Origin of the sequence: Aquaspirillum serpens DSM 68, from assembly GCF_000420525.1 — a bacterium.
Classification (GTDB): domain Bacteria; phylum Pseudomonadota; class Gammaproteobacteria; order Burkholderiales; family Aquaspirillaceae; genus Aquaspirillum; species Aquaspirillum serpens.
On sequence record NZ_ATVC01000001.1, the window covers coordinates 61,650 to 80,512 of the forward strand.

Annotated in this window: 21 protein-coding genes; all 21 read right to left on the minus strand. The window is 48.2% G+C overall.

Features of this window, described 5'->3' with window-relative positions; translation table 11 throughout:
* Positions 1 to 39 precede the first annotated feature (39 nt).
* Entirely contained in the window at positions 40 to 837 is a 798-nt protein-coding gene (locus G465_RS0100300; RefSeq protein WP_162138799.1) for a spermine/spermidine synthase domain-containing protein, read from the minus strand.
* Complete coding sequence (ttcA, locus tag G465_RS0100305; protein WP_022652482.1) at positions 827 to 1,804, minus strand: tRNA 2-thiocytidine(32) synthetase TtcA; 978 nt, start codon at positions 1,802 to 1,804, stop codon at positions 827 to 829. Before ttcA ends, G465_RS0100300 begins: the two co-directional genes overlap by 11 nt.
* A gap of 345 nt (positions 1,805 to 2,149) precedes the next feature.
* Positions 2,150 to 2,761, minus strand: a complete 612-nt coding sequence (locus G465_RS12870; protein WP_022652483.1) for a hypothetical protein — start codon at positions 2,759 to 2,761, stop codon at positions 2,150 to 2,152.
* 3 nt (positions 2,762 to 2,764) lie between these two features.
* Positions 2,765 to 3,571 (minus strand): aKG-HExxH-type peptide beta-hydroxylase, encoded by an 807-nt coding sequence (locus G465_RS14860; protein ID WP_081642652.1) that lies wholly within the window; start codon positions 3,569 to 3,571, stop codon positions 2,765 to 2,767.
* Positions 3,555 to 4,148, minus strand: coding sequence for a cyclophane-containing peptide 2OG-Fe(II) oxygenase YhhC (gene yhhC, locus G465_RS0100320; protein WP_022652485.1), 594 nt, complete (start codon positions 4,146 to 4,148; stop codon positions 3,555 to 3,557). Before yhhC ends, G465_RS14860 begins: the two co-directional genes overlap by 17 nt.
* Positions 4,145 to 5,266 carry a cyclophane-forming radical SAM/SPASM peptide maturase YhhB gene (yhhB, locus tag G465_RS0100325; protein WP_022652486.1) on the minus strand — a complete coding sequence of 374 codons (1,122 nt, stop codon included), beginning with the start codon at positions 5,264 to 5,266 and terminating at the stop codon, positions 4,145 to 4,147. Before yhhB ends, yhhC begins: the two co-directional genes overlap by 4 nt.
* Before the next feature lie 17 nt (positions 5,267 to 5,283).
* The gene (yhhA, locus tag G465_RS16455) at positions 5,284 to 5,469 is read right to left on the minus strand and encodes a YhhA family cyclophane-containing RiPP (protein ID WP_373277216.1); all 186 of its coding nucleotides are present in this window, start codon (positions 5,467 to 5,469) and stop codon (positions 5,284 to 5,286) included.
* Positions 5,470 to 5,841: 372 nt separating this feature from the next.
* Entirely contained in the window at positions 5,842 to 6,003 is a 162-nt protein-coding gene (locus tag G465_RS15695) for a hypothetical protein (RefSeq protein WP_022652487.1), read from the minus strand.
* A gap of 20 nt (positions 6,004 to 6,023) precedes the next feature.
* Positions 6,024 to 6,254 (minus strand): hypothetical protein, encoded by a 231-nt coding sequence (locus G465_RS0100335; RefSeq protein WP_022652488.1) that lies wholly within the window; start codon positions 6,252 to 6,254, stop codon positions 6,024 to 6,026.
* A gap of 429 nt (positions 6,255 to 6,683) precedes the next feature.
* Entirely contained in the window at positions 6,684 to 6,908 is a 225-nt protein-coding gene (locus G465_RS0100340; RefSeq protein WP_022652489.1) for an HP1242/YdcH family protein, read from the minus strand.
* A gap of 254 nt (positions 6,909 to 7,162) precedes the next feature.
* A complete protein-coding gene (gene mmsB, locus G465_RS0100345; RefSeq protein ID WP_022652490.1) occupies positions 7,163 to 8,053 on the minus strand; it encodes a 3-hydroxyisobutyrate dehydrogenase in 891 nt (296 codons plus the stop codon).
* A 36-nt stretch (positions 8,054 to 8,089) separates the two neighbouring features.
* Positions 8,090 to 9,238, minus strand: coding sequence for an enoyl-CoA hydratase/isomerase family protein (locus G465_RS0100350; RefSeq protein WP_245556732.1), 1,149 nt, complete (start codon positions 9,236 to 9,238; stop codon positions 8,090 to 8,092).
* A 19-nt stretch (positions 9,239 to 9,257) separates the two neighbouring features.
* Positions 9,258 to 10,040 carry an enoyl-CoA hydratase gene (locus tag G465_RS0100355; RefSeq protein WP_022652492.1) on the minus strand — a complete coding sequence of 261 codons (783 nt, stop codon included), beginning with the start codon at positions 10,038 to 10,040 and terminating at the stop codon, positions 9,258 to 9,260.
* Positions 10,040 to 11,200: an acyl-CoA dehydrogenase family protein gene (locus G465_RS0100360; protein WP_022652493.1), complete on the minus strand. Its 1,161-nt coding sequence runs from the start codon at positions 11,198 to 11,200 to the stop codon at positions 10,040 to 10,042. The genes G465_RS0100355 and G465_RS0100360 overlap by 1 nt, the downstream gene beginning before the upstream one ends.
* 19 nt (positions 11,201 to 11,219) lie before the next feature.
* A complete protein-coding gene (locus G465_RS0100365; protein ID WP_022652494.1) occupies positions 11,220 to 11,675 on the minus strand; it encodes a PaaI family thioesterase in 456 nt (151 codons plus the stop codon).
* A gap of 83 nt (positions 11,676 to 11,758) precedes the next feature.
* Entirely contained in the window at positions 11,759 to 13,303 is a 1,545-nt protein-coding gene (locus G465_RS0100370) for a CoA-acylating methylmalonate-semialdehyde dehydrogenase (protein ID WP_022652495.1), read from the minus strand.
* A 23-nt stretch (positions 13,304 to 13,326) separates the two neighbouring features.
* Positions 13,327 to 14,559, minus strand: coding sequence for a phenylacetate--CoA ligase family protein (locus tag G465_RS0100375; RefSeq protein ID WP_022652496.1), 1,233 nt, complete (start codon positions 14,557 to 14,559; stop codon positions 13,327 to 13,329).
* A 14-nt stretch (positions 14,560 to 14,573) separates the two neighbouring features.
* On the minus strand, positions 14,574 to 15,413 hold the full coding sequence (locus G465_RS0100380; protein ID WP_022652497.1) for an ABC transporter ATP-binding protein: 840 nt from the start codon (positions 15,411 to 15,413) through the stop codon (positions 14,574 to 14,576).
* A gap of 58 nt (positions 15,414 to 15,471) precedes the next feature.
* Positions 15,472 to 16,791 carry an ABC transporter substrate-binding protein gene (locus G465_RS0100385; RefSeq protein WP_022652498.1) on the minus strand — a complete coding sequence of 440 codons (1,320 nt, stop codon included), beginning with the start codon at positions 16,789 to 16,791 and terminating at the stop codon, positions 15,472 to 15,474.
* A gap of 55 nt (positions 16,792 to 16,846) precedes the next feature.
* Positions 16,847 to 17,911 carry a branched-chain amino acid ABC transporter permease gene (locus G465_RS0100390; protein WP_022652499.1) on the minus strand — a complete coding sequence of 355 codons (1,065 nt, stop codon included), beginning with the start codon at positions 17,909 to 17,911 and terminating at the stop codon, positions 16,847 to 16,849.
* A gap of 48 nt (positions 17,912 to 17,959) precedes the next feature.
* The gene (locus tag G465_RS0100395; RefSeq protein WP_022652500.1) at positions 17,960 to 18,847 is read right to left on the minus strand and encodes a branched-chain amino acid ABC transporter permease; all 888 of its coding nucleotides are present in this window, start codon (positions 18,845 to 18,847) and stop codon (positions 17,960 to 17,962) included.
* Positions 18,848 to 18,863 lie beyond the last annotated feature (16 nt).

The window sequence follows — 18,863 nt, forward strand, 5'->3', positions numbered from 1 at the left end:
TCTGATAGGTGGGCACGGCTTGTGTGCCCACCCAATGCGCTATTGTCTGGGCAATAGGCGTTGTGCCGTATGTGGATTTTCTGCTTTCAAACGCGAGACAAACGCATCAAACTCGATATTGCATTGCGCTGTCAGTGTATTCGCCTCGGTCGCCAAGCGATCTAGCCGCAGTACGCTGGGTATCGGTGGACGCATGGCAAGAATGGCCACATTGCCGTGCGTTGTCGCCGGTAGTTGAAATGCCCATCCCTCAAACAGTCGCGTTACCGTCTGAAAACGCCGCTCGAAAAACGGATCTTTACGCCAAAAATTCAGCGACAACACCCCCTCAGCCGACAAGGCTTGGCGGCAATCGTGCAAAAACGGCTCTCGCACCGTGTCCGCGACAATTTCCACGCCATCAAAAGCATCTACCAAAATCAGATCAAACTGCTGTTCACACTGCGCCATAAAGGCCACGCCATCCATGACGTGAATGGTAAGCCGTTCGCCTTCTTCCGGTAACTCAAACCACTGTCGCGCCGCCGCCACCACTTCAGCGTGCAGTTCAACCACCGTGTGCACACTCTCCGGCAGATGTTCATAGCAAAACCGCAGCAAAGAACCCCCACCCAAACCGATATGAAGAATCCGTTTCGGTTGGCGATAAAACAGCAATCCACCCATCATCGCCCGTGTGTAGGACAACACCAATTCGGCAGGATGCCCGACATTCATCAGGCTTTGTACCGTATCCGTGCCCAACAACAACGCCCGCCCTTCGCCACTTTCGCATACCTCAACCGGCACCCCAGCACGCTGTCGCCGTCTTGCCGTCGGTACAGGCTTATGATGCACAGCCATCCCCTTTTGGACGGGAATCTAAAATACTGAATACTCGCCGTGGTGATGGGGTGGCAGTTTCATCATCGTCTTCTTGCGGTGGCAATGGATCGTGGAAAGTTTGACGATCAAACGCGGTATCACCGTCAGCCATCGGCATGCCTGTCCGCTGTAAATCATGGAAGTTAAACAACCCTGTGTCGGCGAGGTGAGATGGCACCACATTTTGCAAACTGCGGAACATGGTTTCAATCCGCCCGGGGAAACGCTTATCCCAATCGGCCAACATTTCTTTCACCACCTGCCGTTGCAAATTGGGCTGTGAGCCACAGAGATTGCAAGGAATAATGGGAAATTGTCGCTGTTCGGCATAGCGAACAAGGTCTTTTTCTCGGCAATAGGCCAAAGGACGAATCACAATATGTTTGCCATCATCGCTGATGAGCTTAGGCGGCATGGCTTTTAGTTTTCCGCCGTAGAACATATTGAGAAACAGGGTTTCTAAAATGTCCTCGCGGTGATGACCGAGGGCAATCTTGGTTGCCCCCAGTTCATCCGCCACGCGATATAAGATGCCACGCCGTAAGCGCGAGCACAGAGAACACGTGGTTTTTCCTTCAGGCACCAATTTTTTGACGATGCTATAGGTATCTTCTTCGATAATGCGATATTCAATACCTAATTGTGCCAAATAGGTTGGCAATACATCGGCGGGAAAACCAGGTTGTTTTTGGTCAAGATTCACCGCCACCAAGGAAAAGTCGATTGGGGCCGATTTTTGCAAGCCAAGCAAAATATCTAATAAGGCATAGCTATCTTTACCACCCGACAGGCACACCATCACCTTGTCGCCGGGTTCGATCATTTGGAAATCGTTGATCGCATCGCCAACGTGATGACGCAGACGTTTGGTTAATTTATTGGCTTGATAACGTGCTTTTTTCTCGGCGTCAGTGAGCTCAACCGCAACAGAAACAGACATAGGACATCGCCTAACAAACTGAAAAGGCGATGATTTTAGCAGATTGCACCGAGGGATTCTCTGGCGGCGTGGGTTGAGGATAGCTGACGTAGGTTGGTTTGCCGGTTGTTTGGCAACCCAACATAACCGACAGCCACATTATGTTGGGTTACGAATGCAACCCAACCTACGATGCTGCACACTACAATCGGGGTCTAGTTGTTCTTATAGTTTGACATACGCATTCCAAATGAATCATATTCGAATCACTAGCCACGGGACTAGCGGGCGCAAGCCTCCCCCCGAGGACATACGATAGCTGGCGTATAGTTGGGTTGCCAGTTGTTTGGCAACCCAACTACGATGTTACCATATAGGTTTTCTTATCACTATTGCTACATCTTGACATATTGTTTTATCCCACATGAGTATTGGGGATACCACTAATCTTTCCAAAATAATTGTTTCAAATCCATTTACGTCTCTAACTGGACCATCTCCGAAATGCGGATGACAAATATAACCATCAGTTTTTAATATGCTTTTGAAAGTTTCGTAATCATCTTTCGATCTATCAAATTCCCATCCTTTAGCGCCGCTATAATCATAAGAATCATGAAATATAAAGTCATATTTTTTGCCACTAAAACTTAAAGATCTCCAGTCCCCAAAGACTGGCTTGACTGATGGATGCTCTTGGGAGAAATTTAATAAATCTTGATATATACTTCTCTCTATTTCAATTATTTCATGTACATTTGGGGATAACTCACTCTGAATAAGAGAGGCAGAAATTCCCAAACCAAAACCAATCTCCAAAGTATCTACTGCTGAAACTTTTATTTCCCTTAACTTCTTGAAAAGTTTCTCAAAATAATCGCTCTCACTTCTAGACATGACTATTTGGTCATTCCAGATGATATAATTCTCATTTTTTAAATCAAACTCCAAGTCAAGTGTTATTGTTTTTTTTTCCATGGATTACCTTCTTAATTCCTCTATCATTTTCTCGAAAATAAATGCTCCTCTGTCAGTAAGAGAATCGTAGCAGCACTGATAATCCAGAAGTTCAAGCTCTTCCCTTATTTCTCGTATACGGGTTAGTGCATAAACGTGGCCTGAATTATTTAATTTTATTAATTCAAGCCATTGCCTTATACAGCTAAAAACGTACAATGCATGCATAATACCAGAGACTGGCCGTAGCATTTTTTTCCAAGGAGAATAAAATTTTGAATTTTTGTTATTAACTAAAGTTAGCTTACTTTCTAAAGCAGAAAGTTGGAGATGCATTGCCTCATGAATAATAGATTCAGCTAATCTTAATTCGGAATTATTATTATCGAAAGGCACAGAAACAAATATGCTAAATGCCAATCCAGGATCTGTAAAGCTCACATCGTAACCAGGTTTAGCATCTATTACATGTATCGACCTTACAAAGGTTGTTATGGTTGATTTTAATGTTGGTGAAATATCAATAAGTGAAACAGCCGACTCAATTCTTTTTAGTGTCTCAGGACTGGAGAACTGATCAATACTTACTTGATTCACCTTTTGCTGCAAAAAAATTTTGGCATGCGCTTCATGTAAAAACTCTAACTTTGCACCAGGAAGAGACTGTATTTGTATAGTTAATTTTGGTTCTAACGTTTCTCCACTAATTTCTGATGCTGTACTATATTGTTTCGAACCGTTTGAAACAATGGCATCAGATAGTCCAGGCCACCATAATTCATTTTTTGATTTTTTTATAAAATCGAATATAGCATCACCTGATAGCATCATTTTTTTCCTTAAAGAAGGATATAACAATCGTAAATCTTTCTCCGGAGTTTATAGATGAAACTGCGTGAAAAGACTTTGATGATATTTCGAACGCAAATGCAGTGTTGTGTAAAGGTAAAAAAGCATTTGTCAAACTCTCTGGTTTGTTTTCAGAAAATAGCATTAAGAGTCCACCATTTTCTTCGGTCCATCCCCTGTTGAGCTGGATTAAGACTCTATGACTTTCCTCCCCAGGGATAAAATCATTATGTATTCTTATTACCTGACCTTCCGTTAATTTATGAGCAACTATATGGACTTTTCGAGAAAGATTTACTTTGAATAAATTTTCAATACTTCGCCTAAGATTATTTATTGATGATTCTGAAAAAATATTTGCTACTTCTTCAGGAAGCTGGATTCCATCGAAGCTAAATTCATATTGCTGATAGAACTCAGCAATTTTTAATTTCCATGGAGCATCCTGCTCAAGCCAATGAAGAAGCGTTTCACTCTCTTGATATAAAAGTGCGTCATCTCTTATAAGATGAGGAAATGGGAACATCCTCAGTTGACTTTGACAATCATTAAAAATCACTGGAGCATTCCTTCTTTCTTAAGAATAGAAATAGCTTTTTTAATCAAAACTTTCTGATCGCTGCAATATACCGAAGGATTATCATATCCATTATCTTTACTCCAACGGTGAAGTGGCATCCCGCCACCACAGATAGCTAAGTAATCACAGGAATTGCAGTCTTTAGATGTTGGATTCTGAAGTTTATAGTATTCAGCAAAGGTAGGCGTCTTAAAAACTTCTGATAAACGAGCAGTTTTAATTACCCATTTCTCATCAAATTTATCTGCGCCATTAAAGTTACTTTTTAATGTATCATTTTTTGATAAGCTGCCATCTGCTTCAATTATTACGATACCGTAGAAGTTATCGCCTAATCCTTCCTTTGTCCCAATACCACCTAGGGAGATTCGCAAAATATCATCAAGGAATCTGATCTTAACTGGTGTTGTATCGGATATATAAATCTCGAGAAGTTTTACTAGCCACTCACCGTACTCAGTGGAGTTTACCGTAGATTTTCCATAGGGAAGGTTGGTATGATTACCGTCTCGGCACAAAAAATCTATCGATTTCGCTCCGAGCCCTTTTAGGGATTTATAAACCTCTTCTGGATTAGAATCTGGGTCTATAACACATAGCAACCCAGCATAAAGAAAATCAGAATCTTGATGATGTCTCAGGAGGTTTATACCCTCAACTACTTTTTGGTATGTTCCTTCTCCCTGCTTATCTACTCTAAATTTGTCATTGATTTCCCTTGGTCCATCAACACTTACAGAGATACTTACTTTGTATTTTGAGCATAAATCCAGTATTTCACCTGTTATCAATATGCCGTTGGTTTGTAAGCTTATAGGATAGTTCAATGGCAGCACTTCCCTTAGCTTAATTAACAAATGCTGGAGGCGTCGAGCCCCCAGCATTAACGGTTCACCTCCGTGAAGCACGGTGGCAAATGGAACATCTTGATCTTTTATCAATTGAGAGAACGACCGTACTAAATCATCGATCGTCTCTTCGGACATCAAGCTTGGCATGGATCGCCAGCCTTCGTCCCCCATGTTAAATATGTAGCAGTATGTGCAATCAATATTGCATCTGCTTGCAACTTTTATCAGAATTGTATCAATTTGCACGTGCTACTACCTTTCATTTAACGATTATGCTTATTAAAGACTCGGTCAAAAGACCCATACACCATTGGGCCATTGTTTTTCACCTCTTCTGCCAATCGAGCCAGTGTCACACTAGATAAGCTTTTAGGATCAATCTCTGATCTCATTTTAATCGCAGCAGTCTGCATCGGAGCTGAACACTCTTTTCCGTGGCTACTTAACATCGGTATTCATCCTTTGGTTTGGTGGTTAAAAAATCAGCATAACATTTTTTTTCTTGTTTTCAACAACAAAAAATCATTATAAATCAACAAGATAGGTTTAAAAAATGAGTGACACACAGAAAAGCCATTTAAAATCAATAGCATACATCTTAAAAGATACGATAGATTTGGAAGTGATTCGTCAATTGTTTTTGAATAGTGAGATAGGATAGATTGTTCTCTTCGGAAGAAACGCGAAGCCCACGCTCTAATCAAGAAATCATTTCAATATAGGTAAGATTTGTTATAAAAACACAAAAATCAGACCATAATTCTAAATATGAAAAAAGCCCGCTTTTGTGGGCAAATTGTTTCTTTTGGATTTAACCTAGACTAATCAGCAATAGTATCGCTGTTGTCCTGAATCGTTTTCCCCACATCTTTCATCGTTTCACTATCGGTAACCTCGCCAACTGCTTCAACAGCTTTCCCTACAGCCTCAATAACGATAGCAGGAATATTGAATCCAATTTTTTCCATCAAATTTGAAAACATTTCTGCATCTCCTTAAGAATTTACTTAAAACGACTTGCTAAAAAAGCAAAACCACCAGATGCAATAGCAAGAGGCACCGTTACAGGGGCTGATACAACTGAAGCTACAACCAGCGATCCTGATGCTGCTGCACCTAAAGCAACGCCAAGACCAGTTGAAATAGTCGTTCGCGCTGCACTCACTTCATCACCCGCAATTTTCTTGGCCGCCTTGTCAGCAACAAGTCCAAGACCAACAGCCTGCATCACCATTTAACGCATCCTTTCATTATCAAAATGACACCATTCAAATCTAAATAGATTGAACTAACTCTTTTCGAAAATTTTCGTCCAAAACAAAGTGAAAGACAGCTGGCGTAGTTTGGCAACCCAACATAACCGATGGCTACATTATTTTGGGTTACGAATTTGGCTTAACCTAATATGATATCCTATGAAAATAGAATCACAATGTCAAAAAATTTAATCTTTTTCGCTTGTACTTCGGCAGATTGATGGCAGTTGAGTTGTTCATAGCAAACTGCTGTGTAGCTAAGATGATGACTATTCTAACTAACGGCAGCGACAGGTCATGTCGTTTTCGCAAGTTGTCTTAAAAAAAACATTCACATAGGTAACTTTTTTAGAACAAACAAAAACGCCAGCACAATGGCTGGCGTTTAAGGGGTCATTCAAGACGGATTAGGCTGACGTGGCGTCGGCTTCTTTCAAGATGACGTATAACTGATCTTTCAGATGCAGTTTTTCTTTCTTCAAGTTTTCGATTTCCACAGGTGAACCGGGTTCGATGCGGGCTTCCATGTTTTTAATCCGCTGGTCCAGTTCGTTGTGCTTGTCAAACAAACGGGTAAAGTGAGCGTCTTCGGTTTTCAAACGGGTAATCAGTTCGCGGTATTCGGGAAACATAGGCGCTGCTTTCCAAAAAATGCACAGACTTGTGCACTGTTTTGTTCCTGTCCCGAGCACCTTAGCCCACCGACAGGCATCACATTCCCAACTGCCACAGGGCCCCTCCCTGTCACAGCGCCGCCGTTACCGGACGGACTTGCCACGGGTAGCGCAGTTTTGGTTGCGAGCCGAAAGCAGTGCAGCGATGCACTGCTTTGAAGCCATCTTACGCCACAGATTCTATCGGCATCAAGCCTTATTCCGACAAAAACTTAACTATTGTTAAACAAACGCACAATACTGGAAAAATCGAGGCCGCCATGACCTAAACCGCTGTGCAAGGCATATAACTGCCGCGCCTGTGCACCGAGGGGAATGGCCTGTTTGGCACTGATCGCCGCCTCTTCCGCCAAGCCTAAATCTTTCAACATCAAGTCAGTTCCAAAGCCACCGCTATATTCACGGCTGGCAGGGACGTTGTCCATCACCCCGGGCCACGGGTTATACAACTCGGTTGCCCAATTGCGGCCTGAACTCTTAGCGATTATGTCAGATAACACTTTAGGATCTAGACCATTCGCCACCCCCAACGCCAACGCTTCAGACGTGCCAGCCATCAAAATCCCCAACAACATATTGTTGCAGATTTTTGCCACTTGGCCCGCGCCACTGTCACCAGCATGGAAAATGTTTTTCCCCATTTTTTCTAACACAGGGCGAGCTTGTTCCAAAGCCTCGGTGCTACCACCGACGATAAAGGTCAATGTCCCCGCTGCCGCACCGCCAACACCACCAGAAACCGGTGCATCAATCATGGTAAAGCCACGCGCTTGCGCTGCGGCTGCCACTTTACGGGCGGCATCGGCAGCGATTGTGCTGCAATCGATCAACAACGCGCCAGCCGGTGCATGGTCTAACACACCACCTTCGTTCAGATAGACCGCCTCGACATGCTTACCCGCCGGCAACATGGTAATCACAACTTCGGCCTGTTGTGCGGCGGCAGAGGCAGAATCGGCAGCTGTTGCGCCAGCTTCGGTCAAGCGCGCAACAGCACTGGCTGACAAGTCAAACACCGTGACGGCAAAACCGCCTTTTAACAAATTGAGCGCCATTGGGCCGCCCATATTCCCCAAACCGATAAACGCAATCCGTTGTGCCATGATGAATCTCCTCTCGATGCTTTTTTTATCAATAACCTAGGCTTTGCAACAACACGCCATACCCGCTAAAGGATGCTCTTCTGCCGACCACGGCGAAGCAAAATGTGCTGCAACGTGTTCAGCACTCACCTCGGCTAGGGTGGCAGGGCTCCATTTCGGCGTATTGTCTTTATCAATCAACAACGCACGCACCCCTTCACGGAAATCCGGATGGGCGCAACATTGCACCGATAGCGTGAGTTCCATTTGGAACGCCTCGGCCAAACTCAGATGGCGCGCACGATGGGCGATGGCCCATGACAAAGCAGCAGAGGTAGGCGAGCCGGCAGCTAAACTCTTTGCCGCACGCTTCATCCAGTCATCATCGTTTTGATGAGCCAAAATCTGTTCCACCACTTCGGCTAAGGTATCGCCGTCGGTGAGCTGTTGAATCAGATCAAAATGTTTGCGGACAGGTGAGGCAGGTTTTAATGGCTCGGCACGAGCAGAAAACTCGCGCAGCAATTTGGATAATTTGCCGTGGTTTTCTTCGGCAACTTCGCTCCATTCAACATCCGTCAAACGCGCAGCCAACGCCAATTTATCTTCAGCACAAACAAAGAAATCCGCCAAATTGACCACTAAAGCATCATGGGCGTTTAATGGGGCGGCGGTCAGTGCCAAGAACAACCCCACGCGGCCCGGCATCCGATTCAGGAACCAGCTGCCGCCGACATCGGGATAGAGGCCAATGGTGATTTCTGGCATGGCAATGCGTGATGATTCGGTCACCACGCGATGACTGGCGCCCGCCATCAAGCCCAATCCTCCTCCCATCACAATCCCACTACCCCATAGCAGAATCGGTTTTTGGTAGGTATGAATCAGATAATCGAGACAATATTCTTCGGTGAAATAGGTCGTGGCGAAGGGGTTCGGTACGGTATCGCCACCCTCGACCAACGCCGTCCGCAATTTGCGGACATCACCGCCGGCACAAAACGCTTTTTCACCGGCCCCTTGCAAGACCACCACCGCCAACTCAGGATCTTGTGCCCATTCGCGCAGCCGGTTGTCTAACAAGCGGATCATATCGAGCGTCAGGGCATTGAGTGACTTTTCGCTATTTAAGGTAGCAAAACCAATTTTGCGACCATTGGCACTGCGCTGTTCAGCAAAAATAACGGCATCTGTATTTTCTATCACGGCTGTCTCCTTCATAGTGTCAGGCATTCTTCCACTGTGGAGCGCGTTTTTCCAGAAATGCGTTGACGCCCTCTTTTTGGTCTGCGGTATCAAACAAATCGACAAACCATTCCCGTTCTAATGGCAAACCCTCTGCCAACGGTTTATGCCGAGCCACTTGTACCAACCGTTTACACACCGCCACCGAAGTAGGACTTTGTTTTGCCACCCCTTGCGCCAAGGCCAAAGCTGTATTTAACGCCTCGCCTTTGGCAACCACTTGTTCGACCAAACCGATTTTCTCAGCGGTGGCAGCATTCACTCGCTCGCCACATAAAATCATCCGTTTTGCCCAGCCTTCACCGATCAACCACGGTAAATTCTGTGTCCCACCGGCACATGGCAGCAAACCGACAGTGGCTTCAGGCAATGCCATTTGCGACTGTTCTTCCGCAATCCGAATATCACATGCCAAGGCCACCTCTAAACCGCCCCCCATGGCATAGCCATTGATGGCAGCAATACTGACACCGCGATAATTCGATAACGCCTCAAAAGCACGACCAAATAAGCGTGCCATCTCGCGCGCGACCGCCTTATCACCCTCGGCAAACAATTTCAAATCAGCCCCAGCGGAGAAGAATTTTTCGCCTTCGCCCGTCAACACCAAAGCATAAATGTCACGATTTTGGTTCAAATCGGCAATCAGGGTTTCCAACGCCAACAAACTATCGCGATTCCACGTGTTGGCAGGCGGGTTTTGGATAGTGACAACCGCAGTGTGGTCACGGAATTCAACAGCTAAATGGGCATAGGTTTTCATCAGCGTAATCTCTCCAAAGCACCTTCTTGTAAGGCGGCGCGTGCCACAATCACACGCATGATTTCATTGGTTCCTTCCAGAATTTGATGCACACGGTTATCGCGTACATGACGTTCTAGCGGATATTCTTTGATATAACCGTAACCACCGTGCAGTTGTAAGGCATCGTTCGCGACCTTAAAACCAATATCAGTGGCAAATCGTTTTGCCATCGCACAATAGGTGGTAGCATCGGGACTGCGATTGTCGAGTTTCCATGCTGCCAAACGCACCATCTGACGGGCAGCGACCAACTCGGTCAACATATCAGCCAACTTAAATTGCAGGGCTTGAAACTCAGCCAACGGCCGGCCAAATTGTTGCCGCTCATGCAAATAGGCTTGGGCACGATTGAGTGCCGCTTGCGCGGTGCCAATCGAACAGGTGGCGATATTAATGCGGCCACCATCAAGCCCTTTCATCGCAATAGCAAACCCTTCACCCTCGGCCCCCAAACGATACGCAGCAGGAATTGCCACATTATCAAAAGTAATGGCGCGGGTGGGTTGGCTGTTCCAGCCCATTTTGTGTTCTTTTTTACCGTATTGAATCCCCGGTAGATTGGCCGGTACTAAAAAGGCAGAGATCCCTTTTGGCCCAGCACCACCAGTACGCGCCATCACCACTAGGGCATCCGTCGAACCGGCACCAGAGATAAACATCTTGGAACCGTTTAAGAGGTAGTGATCGCCATCCCGTTCAGCGCGGGTTTTTAACGAAGCGGCATCCGAACCGGCTCCCGGCTCGGTCAAACAATAACTGCCCCACAACGCACCAGACGCCAGTTTTGGCACCCACTCCGCCGCCACATCAGGTTCGGCAAACGTCGCTATCATCCACGTCATCATATTGTGGATGGTGATATATGCCGTGGTTGAGGTACAACCGGCGGCCAATTCTTCAAACACAATTGCCGCATCTAGGCGCGACAAACCCAAACCACCATATTGTTCGGGAATATACAACCCACAAAAACCCAAATCCCCCGCTTTACGCAGCGTTTCAAGCGGAAAGGTTTCTTCGGCATCCCATTGCGCCGCAAACGGGGCAAGTTCATGTTGGGCAAAGTCGCGTGCGCTTTCTTGAAAAGCACGCTGATCGTCATTTAAGGCAAAATCCATGACATCCTCGCTATAGGGGTTAACCTGCTTCGGCAATATCAGGCCGATCGGTGACCCGCATCAGGGTTTGCAAACCGACCGCGCAGTCTTTACGGCGGCCTTGTTTTTCTACCCATACATCCATTTCACAGACGGTCAAGGTCCGCCCAGGTTTTTTCACCCGCCCTTCGGCAAATAAACATTCACCGTCAGCAGGTGCAATTAAATTCAATTTAAATTCAACGGTTAACACCGAGTCGGTGGGGCCAAATAGGGTAAATCCGGCATAACCACCTGCCGAATCCGCAATCGTGGCCGTAACCCCGCCATGAAAAAAACCATGTTGTTGCGACAATTCGGGTTTGAATGGCAAAGCGATTAACACCCGACCGGCTTCAACTTCACGCATTTCTGCGCCTAATAAATGCATAATGGCCTGCCGCTGGAAGCTATTGCGGGTGCGTTCGGCAAAATTTGGATCGCTGACATGCAACATCACACAGTCCTTTCTCAATAGCAGGCAACACCCACCCACACAGAGACAACACTGTCTCTGCGTGGACAGACATTTGATACAAATTACTTGAGGCTAATGGTGGTGTTGACTTTATTACCCATCGAAGCAGGGTCATCAAACCAGCGGGTGGTGACAGTTTTGGTTTGGGTATAGAACGCAACCACCTGTTTACCGTATGGGCCGAGGTCGCCAAGCTTAGAAGCACGCGAGCCGGTAAAGCTAAAGATCGGCACTGGTACCGGAATCGGCACGTTAATCCCCACTTGGCCAACATCGATGTCTTCTTGGAATTTACGCGCTGCGGCACCGGATTGGGTGAAGATGGCCGTACCGTTGCCGTTTGGATTGGCGTTAATCATCTCAATCGCCTCATCCAAGTTATCCGCCGACATCAACGACAATACCGGGCCAAAAATTTCTTGGTCATAGATTGCCATGCCAGGTTTGACTTCGCTGAAAATGGTTGGGCCCACAAAGTTACCATTGGGATAACCTTCGACCGTCACTTCGCGACCATCCAGCTCTAATTTGGCACCTTGCTCAACACCCTTGGCAATTAAGCCCGTCACCCGTTCACGCGCCGCGCAAGAAATCAGCGGGCCAACATCGGGGTTATCTTGACCGGCACCCACGCGCAAGCTCTTGGCTTTGGCCACCAAGTCAGGAATCCAACTTTGTGCCTCACCGACCATAATCACCACCGGCAAGGCCATGCAGCGTTGACCCGCAGCACCAAACGCGGCACCAGCTAATTGGTTGAGGGTTTGTTCTTTATTGGCATCAGGCAACACAATGGCGTGGTTTTTCGCCCCCATCATGCACTGCACCCGCTTACCGTTCAGGCTGGCACGGTTGTAAACATGGGTACCCACTTTGGTCGAGCCGACAAACGAAATCGCTTTGATATCCGGATGGTCACAGATGGCATTCACCACATCTGCCCCACCATGCACCACATTCAACACCCCGGCCGGCACCCCAGCTTCTAATGCCAGCTTGACCAATTTCATCGTCACCAAGGGGTCTTGCTCGGAAGGTTTGAGCAAGAAGGTGTTGCCGGTGGCAATCGCCATCGGGAACATCCACAGTGGAATCATCGCTGGGAAGTTGAAGGGGGTAATCCCTGCACACACACCCAAAGGCTGTAACACGGTGTAGGTATCCACCCCGCTGGCAACGTTTTCTGCAAACTCACCGAGCTGCAAATTACCAATGCTGGCAGCGTGCTCTACCACTTCTAAACCACGGAACACATCACCCTCGGCATCCGCCAAGGTTTTGCCTTGTTCCGCTGTCAACGTGGCAGCCAAGTCTTTCATATTTTCGCGAATCAGCTGTTGCAGCTTCAGGAAAATACGGGCGCGTGTCCCGATTGGGGTTTTACGCCATGTTTTGAAAGCCGCTTTACCCGCAGCCACCGCCGCATCGACTTCCTCGGCAGTGGTCAACGGCACCCGTGCTAACACTTCTTGTGTCGCAGGGTTGATCACTGGCAACCACTGTTGGGTTTTGGAGTCAACAAACTCACCATTGATTAACAGCTTAACCGTCGGTGCCTCGCCGTTAGCAGCAGGCGTAAACAGCAAGGAATCATTTGCTACGCTCATCAGATGCTCCAATAGAAATAGGGCTATTCAAACTTACGAATGTCATCAATCACTTTGCCATCACGGGCAAGGCTTTGAGGGGGGCACAGTTGCACTTCACCGCGCAATTTGGTGATGTCGCGCATGGTGTCAGCAACCGCTTGTTGTAATGTCGGTGAGGATTCGGTGGTTTCGATTTGCAGCGTCATCACATCGAAATCGTCTGCTCGATCCACCACTAAGCGGGCATGTTGAATTTCTGGGTGGCGTTTCACAATGGCGTGAATTTGTTCTGGATGGACAAACATGCCTTTGATTTTGGCTGTTTGGTCAGCACGCCCCATCCATCCTTTGATGACACGGTTGGTACGACCACATGGGCTGGCATCCGGATGGAAAGCCGATAAATCACCAGTCGCAAATCGAATCAGTGGATAATCCCGATTAAAGCTGCTCACCACCACTTCGCCGACTTCACCTTCAGCAACCCACTCACCTGAACCCGGTTTGACCAGTTCAACGATGATATTTTCATCGAGCACCATTCCCGCACCCGGGGTGGTTTCATACGCAATCAGGCCCAAATCGGCGGTGGCATAACACTGGCGCACCGTAATACCACGGTCGGTAAACCACTGCCGCAAGCTACCGGGTAGCGCTTCGCCGGTGACCACCGCTTTGGTCAATTTCGGCAAACTCACCCCCAATTCATCTGCTTTTTCCAAGATGATTTTGAGGAAAGACGGGGTACCGGTGTAGGCTGTGGCGCCTAAGTCACGCATTGCGGCCACTTGTAACTCCGTTTGCCCCACCCCACCCGGAAACACCGCACATCCCAAAGCCCGCGCACCGGAGTCCAACATAAAACCGCCGGGGGTGAAGTGATAAGAAAAACAGTTGTGCACAATATCGCCAGCCACAAACCCTGCTGCGGCTAAGGCACGGCTCATGCGCCAAAAATCTTCTGCGGTACCCTGTGGCTCGTTAATCGGCCCCGGTGAGGCAAACAAGCGCGCAGCTTGACCGGCGGCAAGGGCGGCATAGCCACCGAACGGCGGTTGCTGTTTTTGCTCGCTAATCAAGGCAGATTTACGGGTAATCGGTAACGATGCCAACGCCGTCAGGCTATTGATTGACGTTGCTTCAACATCCGCCAACAAACGCCCATAAGCGGGTGCAAACTGTTTAGCATGAGCGATAAACGCCGGCAAGGCCTGTTCCCATGCTGCCACCCGTTCTGCATGAGGCCGGCGTTCTTGAGGATCGGGATACATCATGTCCATCCTCTCAATTAAGCCAACCAACGCTTACGGCGGCGGTAGTGTTTGACTTCGCGGAAGCTCTTACGACCTTCTTTTGCCAAGCCAAGATAGAATTCTTTTACGTCTTCGTTATCAGCCAACTCTTTGGCTGGCCCATCCATCACCACCCGACCATTTTCAATGATGTAGCCATAGTCAGAGTAGCGCAGCGCAATCATGGTATTTTGCTCGGCCAATAAGAAACTGACTTTTTCTTTTTGGTTGAGCTCTTTCACAATTTCAAAAATCTCTTCCACGATTTGTGGTGCCAAGCCCATCGAAGGCTCATCCAACAAAATCATGGTAGGACGCGCCATCATCGCCCGACCCACCGCCACCATTTGCTGTTCACCACCGGAGGTATAACCGGCTTGTGAATTGCGACGGGTTTTCAGGCGTGGGAAGTAGTGATAAATGCGCTCTAAATCGTTTTTCAATTCGGCGCGGCTAATCGAACGGGTATATGCCCCAGTCAACAGGTTTTCTTCTACGGTTAAGTGGCCGAAACAATGACGGCCTTCCATCACCTGAATCACACCACGCTTCACCAAACCATCTGGTGTCATGGCATCAACCCGTTCACCGCGAAACTCAATCGAGCCTTTTGTTACATCGCCACGTTCGGCGCGCAACAAGTTAGAAATCGCTTTTAGGGTAGTGGTTTTCCCCGCGCCGTTGGCACCCATCAGGGCAACAATATTGCCCTCATGCACATCAAGGGAAACCCCTTTGAGCGCCAAAATGACGTGGTTGTAAATCACTTCAATGTTATTGATCGACAGCAAATAAGGGCTGCCATTTTTTTGTTCGGTATGGGTCGTTGCAGTCATGGCCTCTCCCGATGCAGGTGAACCGACCCCGAGGCGACGGGGTCGGGAAGCTCAGCGATTATTGTTCTTTCGAGCAATCGCGTGGTTTGATGTTTTTCTCTTGTGCGTACTTCGCAGCAGAGGCCTTAATCAGTGGATCGAGCACTGCATTGTCTGGGGCAATCCAGTTGGAAACCGGTTTCCAAGCCTTGCCATCCCACTGCATAAAGCGGGTATAACCCGAACCTTCGTGGTTAGCGCACGAGGTTTTCACGGCTGGAATCATGTTTGCCACGCCCAAGGTTTTCAGACGATCTTGCGACAGGTTCAGGTTTTCCAGACCCCAACGCACCTCATCACCATTCAACGCTTTCTTGCCGAACTTACCCTGTGCTACACGGATGGCTTCCACCATCATGATGCCGCCGACAATGCCACGGTTGTAGTTAACAGTGCCAATCGCGGTTTTGTCAGACAGATTGCCTTTACCTGCACCGTAAACAGTTTTCTCAATCTCTTGAATCAGCGGGAAGTTTTTACCGTCAGCGGCGAAAGCCCCTGCGATATAGCCTTTTGCTGCTTCACCAGCAGGGACAACGTCCTCTTCCGAACCACCCCACCACACCGCAACAATCTTATCGCGTGGGTAGCCAACTTTAGCCGCTGCCTTGATCGCGGCTGGTGTCATCACCCCCCAAGAACGCAGAATCACAAAGTCAGGTTTCTGACGACGCACTTCCAACCATTGCGACTGTTGCTCTGTCCCTGGTGCAGGCACTTCGACGTTCACCAGCTCAAAACCATGCTTTTTCGCCATTGCATCGAGCACTGGCAAGGTTTCCTTACCGTAGGCTGAGCCGTGGTAGAGGTTCACGATCTTCTTGCCTTTTAATTTATCCATGCCACCTAAGCGTTGGCCGATAAATTGAATTTTGGCGGTGGCTTGGCTCCAATAGGACGTTACCAGCGGGAAGACGTAGGGAAACACCGAGCCATCTTTAGCATCAGCACGACCAAAGCCAATGGTCATCAGTGGGATTTTGTCAGCTGCAGCACGATCCATCGTGGCATAGGTAATCCCAGTGGACATGAAGTTAAATGCCGAAGCCCCTGCTTCGCCTTTTTTCTTCAGACGCTCGTAGCATTCCACGCCACGGTCGTTTTTGTATTCGGTTTCACACTCTTCGTAGGTCAGTTTCACCCCACCCACGCCGCCTTCTTTCATGTTGACGTAGTTGATATAGTCAATCATGCCGCCGTAGTACTTCGCCCCGCCGGAAGCGTAAGGGCCAACACGATAGCTAGGGATTGGGATGAACTGTTCTGCTGCCAAGGCAGTTCCTGCTGCCATCAGACCTGCAACCGCAAACGTGAGCGATTTGAGCGCAAAGTGTTTCATGAGTTTTTCCTCCAGTTTGTGCTTTTGTGCATCTAGGTTATGAAACAGGGGTGAATCAGTGCGGGAACGGCCACAACCGCAGTTTTTCTTTAGTAATCTGCCACATCTTAGCCAGACCCAAAGGTTCGACGATCAAGAAGAAGATAATCAGACCGCCAAAAATCATCATTTCCAAGTTCGACAAGAACTGTGTGCTCACAATACCGTGCAACAGTTGGCCCAACAGGTTCAACACGATTGGCAACAACACAATAAACGCTGCGCCCAAGAAAGAACCCAAAATCGAACCCACACCGCCGATGATAATCATGAACAGAATTTGGAAAGAACGATGTAAGTCAAACGCCTGCGCATCCACCGTGCCCAACAGGATGAAAGCATACAGGGCACCGGCAATCCCGAAGTAGAAAGAACTGATCGCAAAAGCCAACAGCTTGGTTTTCAGAATTGGAATCCCGATCACTTCAGCCGCCACGTCCATGTCGCGCACCGCCATCCATGCCCGACCGGTTGAGCTACGCACCAGATTTTTTGCAGCCAAAGCCAACACCACCACCACGGCGAGGGTGAACAGGTATTTGCTCACTGGGGTATCCAAGGCAATCCCGAATACCTCTAAAGGTGGGGAGGAAATCACACCCGAAGCCGAGTGATTAGTAAACCAGCTGAATTTGGTCAACACCCATTCAACAAAGAACTGGGCGGCTAGGGTTGCTGCTGCGAGATAGAACCCTTTAATTCGCAGCGAAGGCAAACCAAACAAAATCCCCACCGCTGCAGCACACAGACCACCTAATACCAAGGCCAACAGCAACGGCATCCCAGGTACACGGACCAAGAAGTTGTAGGTGGCAAACGCACCCACCGCCATAAAGGCCGCCGAGCCCAACGACAGCAGCCCAGCATAGCCTGTCAGGATGTTGAGACCCAAGGCTGCCAAGGACAACACGAGAAAGGGAATTAAAATCCCCGACAACATGTATTCCGAAGCAAACATCGGCACCACAAGGGCAGCCAAGGCAAGCAAGGCAAAGATAAACATGCGATCTTGCTTAATCGGGAAGATCACCGAATCGTTTTGGTAGCTGGTCTTAAACTGACCAGATTCGCGGTAAATCATGGGTAAATTCCTCAGTGCGTATCGTTAAACGGAGACAGTCAGCACACGCTAGACGCGCTCGATATGTCTTTCACCAAACAGACCTTCTGGACGCACCATCAAGAACACCAGCGCCAACACATAAGCAAACCAGTTCTCGATACCGCCCGACAGATAAGGCCCCAGATACACCTCGGCCAATTTCTCACCTGCACCCACGATCAAACCACCGACAATCGCCCCAGGTACCGAAGTAAAGCCGCCCAAAATCAACACTGGCAACGCTTTCAACACCACCAAGGTCAGGGCAAATTGCACCCCTAAGCGCGACCCCCACAGCAAACCAGCGACCAAGGCAACAAAACCCGCCACCGCCCACACAATCGCCCAAATATGTTGCAGCGGAATACCCACCGACAGCGCGGCTTGGTGGTCATCAGCCACTGCCCGCAAAGCGCGGCCCAGTTTGGTTTTCTGGAAGAACAAGGCCAACACGGCAACCAAGGTTCCCGAGATACCAGCGGCAAACAAGTCAAACGAAGAGATAAACACACCACCCACTTCAAACGGCTCGTCGGTAATCCCTAATTCCAAACCGTGAACCTCGGTGCCCCACACCATCTGTGCCAAACCTTCGATAAAGAAGGACAGACCAATGGTTGCCATAAACAGCGAGATTGGGGGCTGGTTGACAAGACGCCGCAGCACAATCTTTTCAATCCCAATCCCCATTAACACCATCACGCCGAGGGTGATAATTAACGCCGCCCAAAACGGCAAACCCATGTTTTGAAAACCAACAAAGGTCAGCGCGGCAAACAACACCAACGCCCCCTGTGCAAAGTTAAACACACCCGAGGCTTTGTAAATCAGCACAAAACCCAACGCCACCAACGAGTACATCACGCCGGCTAACAAGCCACCGACCAGTACCTCAAGAAAAAACTGAAATTCCATTTCGCTTTCCTTCCTT